Source organism: Neobacillus camarae, from assembly GCF_054950115.1.
The window spans coordinates 1,345,840-1,363,356 of the sequence record NZ_JBUCKX010000002.1; the positions used below are offsets into that span (position 1 = coordinate 1,345,840).

The 17,517-nt window shown below is 42.4% G+C and carries 23 protein-coding genes; 16 read left to right on the forward strand and 7 right to left on the reverse strand.

The features are described 5' to 3' along the window. Positions 1 to 6: 6 nt before the first annotated feature. Entirely contained in the window at positions 7 to 291 is a 285-nt protein-coding gene (locus ACY8D0_RS14010; RefSeq protein WP_462411112.1) for a cytosolic protein, read from the reverse strand. Positions 292 to 334: 43 nt separating this feature from the next. Further along, positions 335 to 601, reverse strand: a complete 267-nt coding sequence (locus tag ACY8D0_RS14015; RefSeq protein WP_462411113.1) for a DUF3055 domain-containing protein — start codon at positions 599 to 601, stop codon at positions 335 to 337. Between the two features lie 181 nt (positions 602 to 782). Here ACY8D0_RS14015 and ACY8D0_RS14020 point away from each other — a divergent pair, with 181 nt between their 5' ends. The 3 genes from ACY8D0_RS14020 to ACY8D0_RS14030 all read left to right on the forward strand — a co-directional run bounded on the left by ACY8D0_RS14020 (position 783) and on the right by ACY8D0_RS14030 (position 3,578). Next, positions 783 to 2,087, forward strand: coding sequence for an EAL domain-containing protein (locus ACY8D0_RS14020; RefSeq protein WP_462411114.1), 1,305 nt, complete (start codon positions 783 to 785; stop codon positions 2,085 to 2,087). A gap of 22 nt (positions 2,088 to 2,109) precedes the next feature. Further along, positions 2,110 to 2,547, forward strand: a complete 438-nt coding sequence (locus tag ACY8D0_RS14025) for a DUF86 domain-containing protein (protein WP_462411115.1) — start codon at positions 2,110 to 2,112, stop codon at positions 2,545 to 2,547. 266 nt (positions 2,548 to 2,813) lie between these two features. Further along, complete coding sequence (locus ACY8D0_RS14030; RefSeq protein WP_462411116.1) at positions 2,814 to 3,578, forward strand: TIGR01457 family HAD-type hydrolase; 765 nt, start codon at positions 2,814 to 2,816, stop codon at positions 3,576 to 3,578. Between the two features lie 32 nt (positions 3,579 to 3,610). On the opposite strand, the gene ACY8D0_RS14035 is transcribed toward ACY8D0_RS14030, so the two are convergent. Continuing rightward, positions 3,611 to 4,117 carry a phosphatidylglycerophosphatase A family protein gene (locus ACY8D0_RS14035; RefSeq protein ID WP_462411117.1) on the reverse strand — a complete coding sequence of 169 codons (507 nt, stop codon included), beginning with the start codon at positions 4,115 to 4,117 and terminating at the stop codon, positions 3,611 to 3,613. Positions 4,118 to 4,314: 197 nt separating this feature from the next. Here ACY8D0_RS14035 and yutH point away from each other — a divergent pair, with 197 nt between their 5' ends. Further along, complete coding sequence (gene yutH, locus ACY8D0_RS14040) at positions 4,315 to 5,337, forward strand: spore coat putative kinase YutH (protein WP_462411118.1); 1,023 nt, start codon at positions 4,315 to 4,317, stop codon at positions 5,335 to 5,337. Positions 5,338 to 5,401: 64 nt separating this feature from the next. Here yutH and ACY8D0_RS14045 read toward each other — a convergent pair whose 3' ends face one another. Then, complete coding sequence (locus ACY8D0_RS14045) at positions 5,402 to 5,623, reverse strand: NifU family protein (RefSeq protein WP_406603197.1); 222 nt, start codon at positions 5,621 to 5,623, stop codon at positions 5,402 to 5,404. A gap of 213 nt (positions 5,624 to 5,836) precedes the next feature. Between ACY8D0_RS14045 and ACY8D0_RS14050 the strand changes: the two genes are divergently transcribed. Then, positions 5,837 to 6,163 carry a YuzD family protein gene (locus ACY8D0_RS14050; RefSeq protein WP_462411119.1) on the forward strand — a complete coding sequence of 109 codons (327 nt, stop codon included), beginning with the start codon at positions 5,837 to 5,839 and terminating at the stop codon, positions 6,161 to 6,163. A 39-nt stretch (positions 6,164 to 6,202) separates the two neighbouring features. Here ACY8D0_RS14050 and ACY8D0_RS14055 read toward each other — a convergent pair whose 3' ends face one another. Beyond that, positions 6,203 to 7,270, reverse strand: coding sequence for an NAD(P)/FAD-dependent oxidoreductase (locus ACY8D0_RS14055; RefSeq protein ID WP_462411120.1), 1,068 nt, complete (start codon positions 7,268 to 7,270; stop codon positions 6,203 to 6,205). Between the two features lie 240 nt (positions 7,271 to 7,510). On the opposite strand from ACY8D0_RS14055, the gene ACY8D0_RS14060 reads away from it, so the two are divergent. Further along, a complete protein-coding gene (locus ACY8D0_RS14060) occupies positions 7,511 to 7,750 on the forward strand; it encodes a YuzB family protein (RefSeq protein WP_462411121.1) in 240 nt (79 codons plus the stop codon). Between the two features lie 128 nt (positions 7,751 to 7,878). Further along, positions 7,879 to 8,244 carry a HesB/IscA family protein gene (locus ACY8D0_RS14065; RefSeq protein ID WP_462411122.1) on the forward strand — a complete coding sequence of 122 codons (366 nt, stop codon included), beginning with the start codon at positions 7,879 to 7,881 and terminating at the stop codon, positions 8,242 to 8,244. Positions 8,245 to 8,348: 104 nt separating this feature from the next. Here ACY8D0_RS14065 and ACY8D0_RS14070 read toward each other — a convergent pair whose 3' ends face one another. Beyond that, complete coding sequence (locus ACY8D0_RS14070) at positions 8,349 to 9,347, reverse strand: NAD(P)/FAD-dependent oxidoreductase (RefSeq protein WP_462411123.1); 999 nt, start codon at positions 9,345 to 9,347, stop codon at positions 8,349 to 8,351. A gap of 398 nt (positions 9,348 to 9,745) precedes the next feature. On the opposite strand from ACY8D0_RS14070, the gene ACY8D0_RS14075 reads away from it, so the two are divergent. The 9 genes from ACY8D0_RS14075 (at position 9,746) to kapD (ending at position 16,987) form a co-directional block, all read left to right on the forward strand. Then, the gene (locus ACY8D0_RS14075; protein WP_462411124.1) at positions 9,746 to 10,972 is read left to right on the forward strand and encodes an NAD(P)/FAD-dependent oxidoreductase; all 1,227 of its coding nucleotides are present in this window, start codon (positions 9,746 to 9,748) and stop codon (positions 10,970 to 10,972) included. Between the two features lie 320 nt (positions 10,973 to 11,292). Continuing rightward, complete coding sequence (locus ACY8D0_RS14080) at positions 11,293 to 11,418, forward strand: YuiA family protein (RefSeq protein ID WP_462411125.1); 126 nt, start codon at positions 11,293 to 11,295, stop codon at positions 11,416 to 11,418. Positions 11,419 to 11,588: 170 nt separating this feature from the next. Beyond that, positions 11,589 to 11,915 carry a YuiB family protein gene (locus ACY8D0_RS14085; RefSeq protein ID WP_462411126.1) on the forward strand — a complete coding sequence of 109 codons (327 nt, stop codon included), beginning with the start codon at positions 11,589 to 11,591 and terminating at the stop codon, positions 11,913 to 11,915. A gap of 265 nt (positions 11,916 to 12,180) precedes the next feature. Continuing rightward, positions 12,181 to 12,789, forward strand: coding sequence for a 3D domain-containing protein (locus ACY8D0_RS14090; protein WP_462411127.1), 609 nt, complete (start codon positions 12,181 to 12,183; stop codon positions 12,787 to 12,789). 90 nt (positions 12,790 to 12,879) lie between these two features. Next, the gene (locus ACY8D0_RS14095; RefSeq protein WP_462411128.1) at positions 12,880 to 13,260 is read left to right on the forward strand and encodes a DUF309 domain-containing protein; all 381 of its coding nucleotides are present in this window, start codon (positions 12,880 to 12,882) and stop codon (positions 13,258 to 13,260) included. A 62-nt stretch (positions 13,261 to 13,322) separates the two neighbouring features. Beyond that, the gene (locus ACY8D0_RS14100; RefSeq protein ID WP_462411369.1) at positions 13,323 to 14,831 is read left to right on the forward strand and encodes a leucyl aminopeptidase; all 1,509 of its coding nucleotides are present in this window, start codon (positions 13,323 to 13,325) and stop codon (positions 14,829 to 14,831) included. Positions 14,832 to 15,347: 516 nt separating this feature from the next. Next, the gene (locus ACY8D0_RS14105) at positions 15,348 to 15,587 is read left to right on the forward strand and encodes a hypothetical protein (RefSeq protein ID WP_462411129.1); all 240 of its coding nucleotides are present in this window, start codon (positions 15,348 to 15,350) and stop codon (positions 15,585 to 15,587) included. 222 nt (positions 15,588 to 15,809) lie between these two features. After that, on the forward strand, positions 15,810 to 16,190 hold the full coding sequence (locus tag ACY8D0_RS14110) for a PaaI family thioesterase (protein ID WP_462411130.1): 381 nt from the start codon (positions 15,810 to 15,812) through the stop codon (positions 16,188 to 16,190). Positions 16,191 to 16,363: 173 nt separating this feature from the next. After that, positions 16,364 to 16,987: a 3'-5' exonuclease KapD gene (gene kapD, locus ACY8D0_RS14115; RefSeq protein ID WP_462411131.1), complete on the forward strand. Its 624-nt coding sequence runs from the start codon at positions 16,364 to 16,366 to the stop codon at positions 16,985 to 16,987. Between the two features lie 37 nt (positions 16,988 to 17,024). Here kapD and kapB read toward each other — a convergent pair whose 3' ends face one another. After that, a complete protein-coding gene (gene kapB, locus ACY8D0_RS14120; protein WP_462411132.1) occupies positions 17,025 to 17,408 on the reverse strand; it encodes a kinase-associated lipoprotein KapB in 384 nt (127 codons plus the stop codon). Positions 17,409 to 17,517 lie beyond the last annotated feature (109 nt).

The window sequence follows — 17,517 nt, forward strand, 5'->3', positions numbered from 1 at the left end:
TTATTTTTACTCACTATATTGGCCTTGTTCATCTGTTTTCGGGTCATCATGTGGTGGGTGCGCACCTGGCATTTGCCGTGGCAGGCCCTCATGCAAGGCCTTGTTTTCATAATTGAAACTGCTGTAGCGGCGCTGCCCCTGTTTCCATGAAGTACTTTTCAGCTCGACTCGCTTATCCTTGTTAATCGGAGAGCCAAACGGGCCATCCGGAAATTCTTCTGCGGTTAAGTAATTTCTTTGTTTCTCTACATTGGAAAAATCGGAATAGAGATTTTCATCCTGATTAAGCATGACCTCACTCCTTTTCGATTATTATGACTTACCTTATAGCATCCTAAACAATTTCTTGTAAGAAGGATCTTAGTTCCTCTGCTTCTTCCTCACTTATTTGAAAAGCGTATTCCAGATAACCTTCCTCTTCCAAATCATCCGGACCAATAATCGCAAATCGATTCCCCTGCATATTTAATACAAGGTATTTCCCGTAATGTCGATCCGATTGGACAATGGCTAAATCATAGCGCTGGTTTTCACCAACAAAGCTGACAAATCTGGTCTTGGTATTCTCTTTATCATCATATAAAAAAAAACGCTCTTTCACCGATTACATTCTCCTTTTATTTTCAATTATTCCCTAACTTATATAGTATCAAATTAAGCTTAATGTGGGGAGTATGGAATTTTCCCAATATGCTTTTCAAAGAATTTCTAAGTAAAAAAATTCGAATATTGTCAAAATATGCTACAATATACCTAACCAAATCAGCGTAAGGGATGATTAAATGGTTCGGAAGTATTTTCAAAAGGTGAAAAATATCCTGAGTTGGGGTAAAATTTTTATGCCATTATCCTCATTGCGCATTTATCCCCCGCAATTTGTCCTGCGCGATCCGGTGGTAGAAGGGGTGAAAGCCGCTTTTGAAGCAGGCGTTGATGTAGCGGTGATTGTATTCAATGTCCAATATTATAACGAATTGGCTAAACTGCAAGGTCAATCCGAATATTTTATGTTGATGAATTCATTAAAAGAGTCGTTTCGGTCCGCTGTGCTAAAGGAAATTAACCAGCAGCAGATTATTACCCTTCATGATTTTTACGGGGACGGACTAACTCTGTTTATTCGGGTTGATTCCGAACAGCACCTGGTTTTCGAAATAGAAAGGGTTAAGGATAAATTGATTCAAGAGGTGGAAGGGTATTTAGTAAAGTTATTTCCATCGGTTCGGTTTCAATTTGAAAGTGGTTATATGTTTGTGGATAAAAGATATGGATCGATTCAGGATTCTGTGTTGAAAGCCCATATGCAGGCCATCGCCATCGCGGAGAAAAAATTGTCATCCAAATACAACAACATGATACATACCATTAAACAAATTATTTCCCAAAAAAATATCAGGTTGATGGCGCAGCCGATCATTGATGTCGCAACCAATGAAATTCGTGCTTGGGAGATGCTAACACGAGGTCCAAAGGGCACATCTTTAGAAGACCCGCTACCGCTCTTTTCCGTTGCGAAACAAACCGGTACGTTATATGATTTGGAATTGCTTGTCATTGAAAAAGCATTTGAACAAATAAAAACAACCAGATGCCGCCATGAAATTTTTGTTAACTGTACTCCCCTTACCCTTGCAAACATTCTTTTCACAAGGGATTTACAAAAATTAATGCAGAAATATACCACAATTTCACCAAAACAAATAACAATAGAAGTGACGGAAAACGATTCTATCGAAGGATTGAAGAATTTCATTTATAATATAAAAAGGCTGCGGTTGATGGGATTTAGAATTGCCATTGATGACACAGGCTCGGGTTATTCCAACTTGAATACCATCACTGAAATCATGCCAGATGTCATAAAAATTGACCGGTCATTAATTCAGAATATTGATAAAAATTCTGTCAAGGAATCAATGTTGAAAGGATTGATGCTAGTGGCCAGAGAGGCAGGGTCAATTGTGGTGGCGGAAGGGATTGAAAATGAAGCGGAAGCCTATGTCCTAACAAGAAATCAAGTAGATTTAGCCCAAGGCAATTTCTATGCTCCCCCGACCATTTTAAGGCCGGATATTGCAACCTGGTAAATACCTAAAGGAAGTGGCGTACATGTATTTTGTTGACCGCGATCAAATTGAAACGAGATTAAATTATTTAGAAGCACAAATCAACCTGTTTGAAGAGCAGCAAAATTGGCCCGATGCTTTAAGTCAAGCTGCCTTGGAACGACTCACGCAAATGATGCTGGAATCCGTGCTGGACGTAGGAAACGCTATGATTGATGGGTTTATTATGCGCGATCCGGGGAGTTATGATGACATTATTGACATATTAATGGATGAAAAGGTTATTTCAGCTGGGACAGGCAGCAGTTTGAAAGTCCTTATCCCGTTCCGTAAAAAGCTGGTCCAACTTTATACCGATATTGACCATGCGGAGCTGAAAGAACAATTCACACAGCATCTGAAGGCTTTAAAGATTTTCCCAAGAAATGTCCGTGACTATTTGCTAAACGAGCTGGGACCTGTATCAGCCTTCAAAAATTAATTGGACCGTTTCAGGACGGTCTTTTCTTTTTGGATGACCCTGTTAAACAATATGGCCGATATTTAAAAATTCTGTTGATTGGAGCAGATAAGCTCGCCTCCAGCGGGAGTACGGGGCAGGGGAGACCCTCACGCAGGTGCTTCCAGGAGGCTCTCCCGGCACGCCCGCGGGTTTGCTGAGCGACTGGAGCGGAATCAACAGCTTTTTAACAGATCCTTTTGGACAAGACATCAACGGGCAATATATACATAACAGGAGGCTTACAAATGAAAAGCTACAAAGGTTATTTAATTGATTTGGACGGAACGATGTATCGGGGCACAGAAAGGATAGAGGCTGCTTCTGATTTTGTTAAAAAACTAAAAAATAAGGGAATTCCCTACCTATTTGTGACCAATAATTCGTCCCGGACGCCTGCACAGGTGGCTGAAAAACTTCGCGGTTTTGATATACCTGCCGAGGAGAAATTGGTGTTCACCACCAGCCAAGCTACCGCCAATTACATTTATCAAGAAAACCCGGAAGGCACGGTTTATGTCATTGGTGAGGAAGGCCTCCATACGGCCATAAAGGAAAAAGGTTTTCAAATGGCAGGAGAAACAGCTGATTATGTGGTAATCGGGATTGATCGGGATATCACCTATGAAAAATTGGCAACAGCCTGTTTGGCTGTCCGCAATGGGGCAGGGTTCATCTCGACCAATGGCGATATTGCTATTCCGACTGAAAGGGGACTGCTACCAGGTAATGGCGCATTGACATCCGTGGTCACCGTTTCCACTCAAATAAAGCCTGTGTTTATTGGAAAGCCTGAAGCCATTATTATGGAGCAGGCATTAAAGGTGTTAGGTTCGGCAAAAGAGGAAACTTTGATGGTTGGCGACAACTATGATACCGACATTACGGCCGGGATCAAGGCCGGAATGGATACTCTGATTGTCCATACAGGCGTGACCACCAAAGAAATGCTGACTGGTTACGCCGAGCAGCCTACGTACTCAGTTGATTCACTCGACCAATGGGAACCATAAGAAAAGGATGGGGAATTCCCATCCTTTTCTATTTAATCATCCTTATTTACTCCTGCTGCTCTGTGCGCCAGCCTGCTGGAGGCCGCAGCCGCGATGGCGCCCACGATATCATCTAAAAATGTATGGCACTCGCCAGTTGATTTGTCATTTAAACGGGCTAAAATGCCAGGCTTTTGTTTATCAATAAAGCCATAGTTGGTAAAACCTATGGATCCGTATACGTTTACGATTGAAAAAGCCAGGATTTCATCCACTCCATAGAGGCTTTCATCCGTGGCGATGATGGTTTGCAATGGTTCTTCCAGCATCTTTTTTTCTCCAAGAACATCCAGCTGGATGCCAGTAATAATGGCATTTTGAACTTCGCGCTTGGACAGGACCCGCTCGACGTTCTGGATGCAATCTTCCATTTGCAAGTTTTCATGGTATTTTTCCTGCAGGTAAAAAACTAAGTCCGCGATGTCCTGTATTGTGACTCCTCTTGCATTGAGCCATTTTCTGGCGGTTTCTTCCACAATGTCCATATTTCTTTCTGCCATGTTTAATCACCTATTTCTTCAATTTTCACTATATATATACTGCATTTCCATAATATATGCAATTTTACCACTTGCAATTGGAGAAAAACAATTTTCAGCATTTTTTAGTTTTTTGTTAAACATCCCACCGGAAAAACAAGTTTCCCAGTTATAAAACATATACTTGATGTAGATGCCAATCCTAGGGAGGTGGAGGAATGTTTCAAAATATGCTCGAGCAGCAATATGGCATACAGGTTGAGCAGGGGCAGCTAGAGATAAACCGTTGTCCTGCCCTAAAAGGAAATGGCTGGATTTATCTAATTGCTAATCCGGGCAGCCGAGAGGCAACTGATATAGATGAATTAGTCCAGATAACAGAGCATTTGAATCAGTTGGGAGATAAGGGCGTCCCTATTTTCTTGGCAGACAAAAATGGAAACCGGGTGACCGAATGGGAACATAAACAATTTTGTGTACTTGCCAGCCAACAAACGACAGATTTTCAGAGGCGGCCAAGATTAGGAAGAAAGCTGGCTAAATTCCATGAGCGGGGCAGGAGGATGCCGTTTCAAATTCAGCGGACCAGCCGTATCGGGCAGTGGAAACGCTTTTGGGAAAAGCGTCTTGAACAAATGGAAGGCGTGTGGAATGGACTGTTGTTCCAATCTCCAGAAGATGAGTTTGAAAGACTGTTTATCGAATCTTTCCCTTACTATATGGGGTTAACGGAAAATGCCATTCAATATTTAGTGGATACCGAACTGGATGATGATCCCCTGGAAACTGACAATGGGACAGTCTGCCATGAGCGGTTCACCCAAAAGACCTGGGAGCCGTCTTCCGGTTCTTGGTCGATAAAGTTTCCATTTGAATGGGTATTTGATCACCGCAGCCGGGATTTGGCAGAGTGGACAAGGGAGAGGTATCTGCGGAACATACAAACGTATGATATAGATGTTAGAAATTTTTTTGAACAGTATCAAGGCGTGGCCCCATTGTCTTCATTTTCGTGGCGTTTGCTATTCTCACGTTTGATTTTTCCGCTCCATTTCTTTGAGTGTGTGGAGGGCTACTATATTACTGAATCCGAGCAGGAGAAAAAGCTGTTAGAGGAACGGTTGGGAAAAATCCTTAAACAGTCTTCCGAATATGAAAGGTTTCTTGCACAGTTTTACCAATTGGCGGGCGCCCCCGTCAGGAGAATGAACCTTCCACAGTTAGAGTGGCTCTATCAATGAATGTGAATGCCAGTTAACAAAAAAGCGATTGCTAAAAACAGCAATCGCTTGAAACTTTGTCTAATTAAAATACCTGTTCTACTTCCATAACTCCGGGAACTTCTTCTAAAAGGGCTCTTTCAATACCGGCTTTTAGTGTAATGGTCGAGCTTGGGCAAGAACCGCATGCGCCGAGTAAGCGTAGTTTTACAATGCCCTCCTCCACATCAACTAATTCGCAATCCCCGCCGTCGCGAAGAAGAAATGGGCGTAATTTATCTAGTACATCTTGAACTTGTTCAAACATCTCTTTATCTTCCAAACTAATCGACTCCTTTCCTAATTATATTATAATGGTATTTACATTAAAAATCCATTCCTAGAAATGGGGGATTGTGCAAGAACCGGCTTAATTTTTTTTCGGTACTAAAGGGAGAATGGAGGAGGTAAAAGAGCACACAGTTTGGTATATGTTTGGCCGTATTGATAAAATGAAAGAAAAATGATAGGGAATGGTTGAATGGAAAACGAAAAGGTGGAAATTGTCCTTTATGGTGCTGAGCAGCTATGCCCCAGCTGTGTGAACCTGCCGTCCTCAAAGGAAACATTTGAATGGCTAGAGGCTGCCATTGCCAGAAAATTTCCCGGCCAGGCTGTCAAAATGACTTACGTGGACATCTATCAACCTGCAGGGGACTGCGGGAAAATCACTTTTGCCAAACAGGTCATTGATGAGGAGATGTTTTATCCGGTTGTCGTTATCGGGGAAAGGGTAGTCGGTGAAGGAAATCCCCGGTTAAAAACCATATTTGCGGAACTGGAGAAACTTGGATTTAAGCCGGAGTGAATAATTAGAGGCTGACTCAATGGAGCCAGCCTCTTTGCTTCACCCATTATGAAACTTATACATCCATAATACCCCGGATTTTAGCAGCCGGGCTACACGCCCTGTGATCGGCCGCTCTGCCATTAACCCAAATCCTTGTTTTTTACCAAGAGAGCCAAGGACGCCTTTCAGCTTAATCGGTGGAAATTCCACAGGAGGCTCTTCATCATTCCATCTTTTTCTTAACACGTCTACAATCTGCAATGCCTGTCCTTCGGCAAGTTGTGCGCTTGGGGCATGGGGAAGACTGGCGCAATCCCCCACCACAAAAATGTGTTCATCTTCGGGCAGGTGGTGCAGGGGCGTCACCACGAGCCGCCCCATGGCATCCTTTTGGGCATCGAATTGCCGGACTACTTTGCTGGCCTGAATGCCTGCAGTCCAAACGATTACATCGCAATAGATTGGCTTGTCATGATTATAAAGCGTATTTTCTTCTACTTTAGTAATGTTCGAGTTATTGATGATCACAACGTTATGCTTGAGGAACCAATTTTCTACGTAAGTGCTAAGTCTAGTGGGAAAAGCAGAGAGAATATGTTTGCCCCGATCAAATAATTTGATTTGAAGGTCCTCCCGGCTTTCACTCAGTTCGCTGGCCAGTTCAACACCGCTAAGACCAGCACCAACAATTCCCACCACAGAGCCGGGGCCCAGATTGTTTAAGGCTGCATAGGTGCGGCGGGATTGACCAATCGATTGGATGCTATAGGTAAACTCTTCAGCACCTGGTACACCATGGTATTTGTCCTCACAGCCAAGTGCGATGACCAAATCATCATAGAAGAGCACTTCGTTGTCTTTAAGGTATACGATTTTTTCAACCGGTTCAATTCGGGTTACTTCTCCATACTTAACGGTAAGTCGTGGATGCTCCGGGAAACTAACACGGATTTCTTTGTCTGAAACCGTTCCGGCGGCCAACGCATAGTATTCGGTTTTTAAACAGTGATAAGGTACCCGGTCGACAAGTGTAATCGATACATCCTCTGGAAGCTGGTTAGGTAACAGCTCGTTGAGAATCTTCATCCCCCCGTAACCGCCTCCTAGTACAACAAGGTTTTTCATTTTTATATCCCCTTTTATTTGCTTTCTCGTCCCCTAAACGCGAAAAAAATAAAAATTGTTTGATTTACCTAATAATCATAAATTTTCAGTCCATTTAACACCAACTACGAGTATAACGAAAGTGTTACAAAATCACAACAAATATAACGTGTGAGCCTTGACAAGGTTTTCATGCTTTCCCCTGTTGACGTGGAACTAAGATTTGGAGTACGCTAAATAATTAGCGGAGAGGTGAAATAAATGATCCAGATCATCGTCGAATTTTGCGTCAGCAATCTAGCAAATGGTGCCCAACAGGCGTTTGAAAAACTAAAAAAAGATCCTAATTTGGACGTGATTGAATATGGCTGTTTGAGTTACTGTGGTAAATGCGCACGTACACTGTATGCCCTTGTCGATGGCAAGGTTGTAACGGGGAATACACCGGATGAGCTGGTTGAACATATTTACCAACATCTCGAAACCACCAGTGCTTATTAAATAGGAACAAGCCCGATTCCAGTTCTATGGAAACTTCATAGTATATATTGAAGCTTAAACAGTTGAGGAGTTTACAGTATGTGTATATACTATATATAAAACCTCATGGAAAAGGAGGGAATACCATTATGAGTAACGATGTTATCGTTTTAACTGAAGCAGCTTCACTGCAAATAAAAGACATGATGAAGCATAATGAAGAAGAGGGTGCCTTTTTGCGTGTCGGGGTAAAAGGCGGCGGCTGCAGCGGCTTATCCTATGGCATGGGCTTCGACCACGAGGTCAAGGAAGACGACATCCAAACTGAACAGTTTGGCATAAAGGTTCTAGTTGACCGTGAAAGTGCCCCTATCTTAAAAGGCACCAAGATTGATTTTAAACAATCCATGATGGGCGGCGGCTTCACGATTGATAATCCAAACGCCATCGCTTCCTGCGGCTGCGGTTCGTCATTTAGAACAGCAGCAGTGTCCGGAACTCCGGAAGAATGCTAACTGTATATAAGAAAAGCGCAAGCGCCCTGGAGCTAGACAATTCTCAAAGACTGGATATACTTGCTGATACGACCAAAAAGGCGCCCCAAAGGCGCCTTTATTATTTATTTATCAAACATGGAAGAACTATGCAGGGGTTGGATTCTTGCTTTTGGATCCATAAAGGCCTTGGCGTTGTTAACCGCAGTCGGGGCTTCTCCAAAGCCGCAGGCAATTAATTTTACTTTACCCTCGTAGGTGCAAATATCACCAGCAGCGTAAATTCCCGGTATATTGGTCTCCATTTTGGAGTTAACCACAATGGCATTCTTTTCAATCGTGAAACCCCATTCCTTGATCGGGCCTAACGAAGAAACAAAGCCGTAATTACAAATAACCGCATCAACATCAAGGGTTTCTGTTGCGTCGCCGTTTGCACTCTTCAGTACAACTTGTTGAATCCCTTTTTCATCCCCGATTAATTGTGCAGGGACAAATGGTGTTTTTACGTCTACTTTCGAGTTGAATAAATTTTCTACACTGTGTTCATGTGCCCGAAACTTGTCGCGCCTGTGCACGATGGTGACTTTTTCAGCAATCGGCTCAAGCATTAGCGCCCAGTCAACAGCTGAGTCGCCGCCGCCAAATACCACGACTTTTTGTCCGGCAAATTGGTTTAGGTCTTCAATGAAGTAGTAAAGGTTTTTCTTTTCATATTGTGCGGTATCTTCAAGCTCCAGTCGGCGGGGCTGAAATGCACCATTTCCGGCAGTGATAATCACTGTTTTGGAATAATGCTCTTCTTTATCGGTTGTTAGCTTAAACGTGCCATCTTCTTGCTTTTCAAGTTTATCTACGGATTGCTCCAAAACAACAGTTGGCTCGAATTTAGCCATTTGTTCTTTTAAGTTATTAACTAATTCTTGTGCTCGAATTTTGGGAAACCCGGCTACATCATAAATGTATTTCTCTGGGTATAGTGCTGATAATTGGCCGCCTAATTGTGGCAGGCTTTCAATTATTTTCACGGATGCTTGTCTCATACCTCCATAAAAGGCAGTAAAAAGGCCAACTGGACCTCCACCGATGATCGTTATGTCAAAAACCTTCTGATCTTCTTGCACTCCGATATCCCCCTAACTAGTAGTAACAACTCCACACACTATCATATCACAAATTCATTATTTCCTCACATTTTTCCTTGACCCTCCACGCTTGATTCGCTTTTAAGTCAGATGAAAAGTAATATGCAATAATTGGGAGTTTTTTATGATATAAATGACTTGAATTTTCTTGGCAACTGGCATAAGATGTAATGTGGATATATTGTTAACATTGTGTGACAAAATAGGTACATTAATTTGAACAAATGTATTTTATTTCTAACCAATGGTCAGAAGTACTCCTTTCTATAGATTCATTCGTGAATTTTATCACATACTTTTTATTTTTCAGTAAATTAATACTCACCAAAGAAGTGTGCAAATTATTAAGGAGTCAAATTATACTTAAAAAGGTGGAAGTGATCACTTTGAGAAAGCCAAAGATTGTAATTCTCGGTGCAGGATACGGCGGGCTTATGACTACTGTACGATTGCAAAAGCAAATCGGTGTAAATGAAGCCGATCTTGTATTAGTCAATAAAAATGACTACCATTATGAAACCACTTGGTTGCATGAAGCTTCAGCTGGTACGCTTCATCATGACAAGGTTCGGTATGATATCCGCGATGTCATTGACCGCAGTAAAGTGGATTTTGTTCAAGACACGGTAGTGGAGATCAAAAAAGATGAGAAAAAAGTCATCTTAGAAAATCAGGAAGTGGAATATGACTATCTTGTCATTGCCTTAGGCGGAGAGCCTGAAACATTTGGCATTAAAGGTCTAAAAGAATATGCTTTTGGCATTGTTAACGTAAATTCATCCCGGCAGTTGCGTGAACATATAGAATATCAATTTGCTACCTATAATATGGAAGCTGAGAAAGACGATACACGTTTAACTATTATAGTGGGCGGAGCCGGTTTCACAGGAATTGAATTTCTTGGCGAGCTAACTAACAGAATTCCTAAGTTGTGCCGTGAGTACGACATAGACCCTCATAAAGTAAAAATTCTTTGTGTAGAGGCTGCACCGACTGTACTTCCTGGTTTTGATCCGGAACTAGTGAAATATGCAATGTCCCAGTTAGAGCGCAAAGGTGTAGAGTTTTTAATCGGAACAGCCATTAAAGAGTGTACTCCAGAAGGAATCTTTGTGGCAAAAGGAGACGCAGAGCCTTACGAAATTAAAGCCGGTACTGTCGTTTGGGCAGCGGGTGTCCGCGGTAATGCCATTATTGAAAAATCAGGATTTGAAGCCATGAGAGGCCGGGTGAAGGTTACTCCGGAACTTCGGGTACCAGGTCATGAAGATGTGTTTGTGATAGGTGATAGTTCACTTGTCATCAACGAGGAGATTAACCGTCCATTTCCTCCAACTGCGCAAATTTCTATGCAGCAAGGTGAGAATGTGGCGCGCAATATAGCCAGATTGGTTCGTAATAAACAGGACCTCGAATCGTTTGAGTTTGATAATAAGGGTACGGTTTGCTCCCTTGGTGAAGACGATGCGATTGGTGTCGTATTCGGCAAGAAACTTACAGGTGCACCGGCTTCCTTTATGAAAAAAGTCATCGACAACCGTTCATTGTTCATGATTGGCGGCGTTGGTCTTTTACTGAAAAAAGGGAAATTCAAAGTATTTTAAAGAAAACTCGCTGATTCGCGAGCCTTAAGGGCGAAGACAGAGGCGAAGTTCGTCGAAAAGCACAGCTTTTCGATTGTGATGCTGATGCTTGAAGCTTTAGTGAACTTATGACTGATAGGAAGTTTTTTACACTTTCCTATCGTAAAAAAGGGCAGGGGAACCTGCTCTTTTTTCTATAAAAAAATGCGACACCTGAAATTACGAGGAAACTGCGAAATAACTGCTTTTCTTGCTGGTTTGTAAAAACTTCACTCTTTTCTTTTTTGATTATTCATGATATATTATCTGAAAATTAAGTTAATACGAAGGAGGAAGCTGGGATGGCAGTGAAGAGTGTGGATACAAAACCGTGTGATTATTGCTCTGGCGTTGGATATTTCCAATTACTGCTGGGGGGATCGGAAACTTGTTCCTCCTGTGAGGGTACGGGGAAGAAAAAGGAATAACTAAAAACATTGACAAAACCTCTTCGGCATGATTTGAAGAGTTATTTTTTTTTTGCTGCATTTCTTAAGTACCGGTTTTTATGTCGATAGTTTGCAAATACTAATCTGTTTTTATTGACTCCCTTTTTGACATTCAGTACACTAAAAGTTGATGCAAAGGGGGAATTTCCATGCAACAAATGAACATTGTTGTCCTGATTATATCGATTGTGCTATTTTTTGTGTTATTTTTTGGAATCGCTTTTATACTGAATATGCTTCTTCGCATGTCGTGGATTATGGCAGTCATTTATCCGATTGTGGCGATCTTTATTGTGGACAAAGTACGGTTTATTGAGTACTTTACAAATAGTGAAACTTCTTTTTATGAGTTAGGACAGCGGATTAGTTCGCTTGCTACGGCGGATATTCTCATCCTATTGAGCGGACTGGCAGGTGCCATTGCGGCAGGGTTTACAATAAAACAATTACGAAAAAACGGCTATCAGATGTTTTAGACCGTCCCGGTGGGATTGGTCTTTTTTATTTTTGGCTCAGCGAACCGCGGGCGTGCCGGGGAGCTCCTCAGCGCTATAAGCGCCTGCGGGGTCTCCAATGCCCCGTACTCCCGCAGGAGTCGAGCTTATCCGCTTTAATCAACAGAGTATATAAATATCAACTATATCCTTTAACAGAGCCTTATTTTTTTAAGATTTCTAGCATCCTCCCTGAATATTTCCGGTTTTCTTGGGAATGAATATTTTGGGAGGAGTGAAATTTTTAATGAATATAATGAAAAATTGGATAAAACGTTTTTCCATGACTTGTTTATTCTTAATGGCATCCTTCGTTACGTTCCAATCGATTTCGGGTGTGGATGCCCATACATTGATTTCGCGGTTGTCGGATAGATTCTCTATTAGCATGGCAGTTGCCGCCCCATCGTCATCTTTGGAGGATGCTTTTGATTGGTCCAAATATCCAAAACAAACTGTCACAGCTACCGGATATACGGCCGGAGTGGAATCAACAGGAAAACAGCAAGGTCACCCGGAATATGGAATAACATACTCGGGGGTTAAGGTGAAGCGGGATTTGTTTTCGACGATCGCTGCTGATTTATCGGTTTTCCCAATCGGGACAATCCTATTTATTCCCGGCTATGGTTATGGAGTGGTAGCCGACAAAGGGGGAGCCATCAAAGGCAATCGCCTAGACCTCTATTACGAAACGGTAGAGGATGTTTATCAGCAGTGGGGCAAAAGAACGGTTGATGTGTATGTTGTCCAGAAAGGCACGGGGAAAATAACCGAAAAAGAGCTGCAAGCCTTGAATGAGGATAAATCCTTACAGGTTTTTAGACAGCAATATATCCATTCCGAAAATCGATAGCAGGCCGAGGGGCCTGTTTATTTTTTATAGCATATCTCTCCTTCCTTCCTTAAAATAAAAATATAATCGAAAATAAAGGGGAAGGATATCATGGCGGACTACCCGATGGAATATTATGAGTTTTTTGTCTGTTTTAACGAAGGAGATTATTACACATGCCATGACTTGCTCGAAGAAATGTGGATGACGGAAAAAGACAATTTGTTTTTAAAGGGCCTGCTGCAAATGAGTGTGGCAATCTACCATTATGAGTATGGCAATGTTAAAGGGGCGAGAGCGATGATGCGGACGGCCCATGAGTATTTACAAACCTACCTGCCCAAGTTTTGGGGACTCGACTTGGAAAAGGTATATCCCTTCATTGAACGGGCATTAGACATCTTTCCAAAGGAAATTGACCGTGTCCCGTTTGAACATGTAAATCAACTGCCCCAACTGGCCAGGCTGTTTTTGTATCTGGAAGATGATTAGATAGTCGAAATAAAATTACTTTTCCGATATAATATATTGGAAGTTTGCGGAGGTGAAAGATGATGTTTGAATTTAAAAAAGAATTGTCAGCAGCGGATAAACACGAAGGATTGATTATCGGATTGTTTGATAAACCGGAAAAGTTTTCAGGGCCACTCGCGATATTGGACGAATCTTTTGATGGTCAGCTGACCGAACTGGTGAAAGCAGGAGATATTTCAGCCAAGCTAAAGCGGGTCAGCAAGGTACATAGTTTAGGGAAATTCGGGGCTAAACGAATTTGGTTTATCGGATTAGGCAAAGAAAAAGAGTTAACCTTTGATCAATTAAAAAACGCCTTTGGTAAAGTTTTTAAAGAAGTAAATGGGAGCAAACTGAACGAGGCAGCTATTTATTTGGATTCCTTTTTGGCAGAGAGATTGGACGGTTCAGATGCAGCCCATGCAGCCGGAGAAGCGTTTGCACTGTCCACTTACCAATATGAAGGATATAAACAAAAGTCAAATGAACCGGAACGAAGGATTGAGACTTTAACTTTTTACGGCGAGTCCACAGAGGAAGAGGAGCTGCGTGCTGCGGTAACGGTTGGATATGCGTTTGGAGGAGGGACCAATTCGGCAAGAAGCTTGGTTAATACCCCAGGTAATCTTCTAACCGCAACGGATTTAGCCAATTATGCGGCCGACTTGGCAGCCAAGTACCAATTTGAAGTAGAAATACTGGATAAAACGGAAATTGAAAAGCTCGGCATGGGAGCTTTTTTGGCGGTCAACCAGGGATCAGTCGAGCCTCCAAAAATGATTGTTTTGAAATATCAAGGGAAACAGGAATGGACTGACGTGATTGGTTTAGTCGGCAAGGGGATTACCTTTGATACAGGTGGATATTCCATCAAAACAAAAGCCGGAATTGTCGGTATGAAAACTGACATGGGCGGTGCGGCTGCGGTCCTTGGGGCAATGGAGATTATCGGGGAAATAAGACCTGAACAGAATGTTGTTGCTGTTATTCCTTCCACTGATAATATGATTAGCGGCAATGCTTTTAAGCCAGATGATGTGATTACATCGATGAGCGGCAAAACCATCGAAGTTTTGAATACGGATGCCGAAGGCCGCCTTGTTCTAGCTGATGCCATCACCTATGCTAAGCATCACGGTGCCAACTATTTAGTGGATGTGGCCACACTAACAGGAGGAGTCATTACCGCCCTTGGCCTCCACACAACAGGAGCCATGACCAACAATGAACCGCTATATGAACAGGTTTTAGAGGCTTCCATGGAAGCGGGGGAGCAAATGTGGCAACTGCCGTTATTTGAGTCGGAAAAGGAACGGGTCCGAAACAGCCCGGTAGCGGATTTGAACAACTCTCCAGGCAGGGAAGGGCACGCCATTGTGGCCGGTGCCTTTATTGGTGAATTTGCGGAGGAAACCCCATGGGTCCATTTGGACATTGCGGGGACCGCGACTTCCTCAAAACCGTATGATTTGGGTCCTGCCGGGGCGACGGGAGTTATGACCCGGACACTGGCATTGTTTGTCGAGAGTTTTGAGCCTGTGAAAAAATAAATAATACAAGGGCTGGCCTGCGAAAGGGTCAGCCCTTTTTCAAAAGAAAAAAGCATTAATCTTTTGGGAATTACCTAGCTCCAGCTCCCTTGCGACGAGGCGCCTTCGCTCTCCTCCTTACGATAGGTCAATCACGAATGCTCCTCCTGCTCATGTGCTCATGCGCCAAAGCATATTCGGAGAAGCGGCTGTTCAGCTCGTCGTAAAGCCAAGGATGACTATTTCAGGTAGTTGCTTGGCTCTCCGTGTTTCTTCCTTTAGCTAATCGGAATTTATTGCCTAAATTCTGAACGCATGAGTTCAACTATGCCTCTGTCAGCAACGGCTTGCCAGTCCCAGTCGGCAAGTTTTCACTTATCTCAGTTGGAGAGCTCCGGGTCTGTCGAGCGCTGACCAGGGCGCTTACGCTTTTCTAAGTACAGGTACTAGGCTGTCAGCCCACGCCAAACCTTGCCTTACTGCATATGAAGTAATATAGGTAAAATAGAACCTAATACAAAAGGAGGTAAGGCCTCAATGTACCCATATTATCGAAGCTCCTATCCGGTTGGTGACCAAAGGTTTCTCGGTTGGGGATGGGGGTTGCCGTTGGCAATTGGCGGTCTCAGTTTTTTAGGGGGACTGATTGGAGGCGGATTAGGCGCAGCTTCAGCACGCCCGTTTTATCCGGGTTTTGGTTATCCAGGTTTTGGTTATCCAGGTTTTGGCTATCAAGGGTTTGGCTCTCCCGGATTTGGCTACCCAGGGTTTTATTAAAAAAGGAAACAGCTCGTATCCATGGGCTGTTTTTTCCTTGGACAATAGTTATTTGCAAAACTCTGTTAAACCGACTGAAAATAGAAAATCAGTTTATTGGAGTGGAAATCTCCAGCCTCTTTTCATTTAGCAGTGCCATTTGCAAAAAAAATAAAGGTAATCCAATAAAATTATAGAATATTTAGATTAATATAAACGATACATAAGAGAGGAAGGAAAAACGTGCAAGATACGTTAATTGCCACACTCGGGATTGAATTAGTTCAAGTTGAAAAGGGAAAAGTCATTGCCACCATGCCGGTAGATGAACGGACCCGGCAGCCATTTGGCATTCTGCATGGAGGAGCATCGGTTGCATTGGCTGAGACGGTTGCCAGTATCGGGGCCTTTGAATTAGTCGACCAAGAAACGGAAGTTGTTGCAGGGCTTGAAATTAATGCGAACCATGTTCGGCCTAAATCAGACGGAACAGTGACGGCCGTAGGGACTATTTTGCATAAAGGGAAAACAACCATGGTTTGGGATATCAAAATAACAGACGAACAAGACCGGCTGATTTGCGTTTCCCGATGCACGATGGCCATTATAAAAAAGAAAAATTAATAATGGACTAGGAAGGGATAGAAATATTTTCTATCCTTTTTTTGCCTTTGTTTATTCAAAATTTAAAAAATTTATTGTGGATTCATGCTATAATGTAAGATATAAGCACAATTTTTTAGTACAGGTTTTTTATATAATGTATTGTGAATATCAATGAAAAGGTGGTGAAATGGATGGCCGGAAAGAATCAGTATCTATTTATTGATTTTGAGTTTACGATGCCGGAACGAAATACCCGGGGAAAGGATTTTTATGCTGAAATCATTGAGGTTGGCATTGTTGCCGTGGTTAATGATCAAATAACGGAACAGTTCTCATCGTTTGTCACGCCACTTAAATTTTCCAAATTATCGGAACGGTGTAAAACATTCTTACATATCTCGCAGGAGCAAGTAGACACGGGCTTGTCTTTCTTTGAATTTATCCGTAAATTGGAGGAATTTAATAAAAGTAAACTGGACACCACCATTGTTACTTGGGGAAATATGGACATGAAGGTGTTACGGCAAAATTGTTTAGCTGCAGGAATCCCCTTTCCGTTCAAGGCACATGAATTGGATTTGTCTATGGAGTACAAACGGTTCTTTGGAGACCAAAATCAGACAGGACTTTGGAAAGCAGTCCAAGAGTATGGAAAAGAAGGAACGGGCCGGCATCATCGTGCCTTGGATGACGCTTTGACCACCTACAATATCTTTAAACTGGTGGAAAAGGATAAACGATATCTGGAAAAGCCAAAACCCACCACAATCGGAGACCGGGTTGATTTTTCAAAACTATTAAATGAATTCGCATAAAAGGCCAAATCCTCTAAAAAGATTTGGCCTTTTATTATTATTCTTTGAAATAATCCTTTTCCAACGAATTAATGGATTGCAAGCTTTTTTCTGACCACTCTGATAATTGACCACTCAGTTCGTCTTTCATCTTAAGAACCGCATTTTGCAGCGATTGTTTATAATCCGGTACGTCTCCGTCGAACGGTTTAACCATTTGTTTTGGTATGTTGGCCTGCTCCCTGTAACTAAGAGCCCTGCGTTCATGGAAAAAGCCTACATCAGCCTCTTTTGGATGATGCAAGTCACCTTGCATCGGATGTTTGACGACTGCCAATACTCTAACTAAATAATGTTGCAGCCGGACTTCTGTGATTTCCCCGATATACTTTCCTGTTTTGTAGATTCCCGTTACGATTGTACCTGCCTGCATGTCCTCCACATAATCACTCCTTAATCCCAAGATATGTTTCTTTCATTTTATTATGAAAAAGGCTAAATTAAAAATATAGTGCTGTCCATGATTTTGATTAAAGTCAAAAATTCGGAGG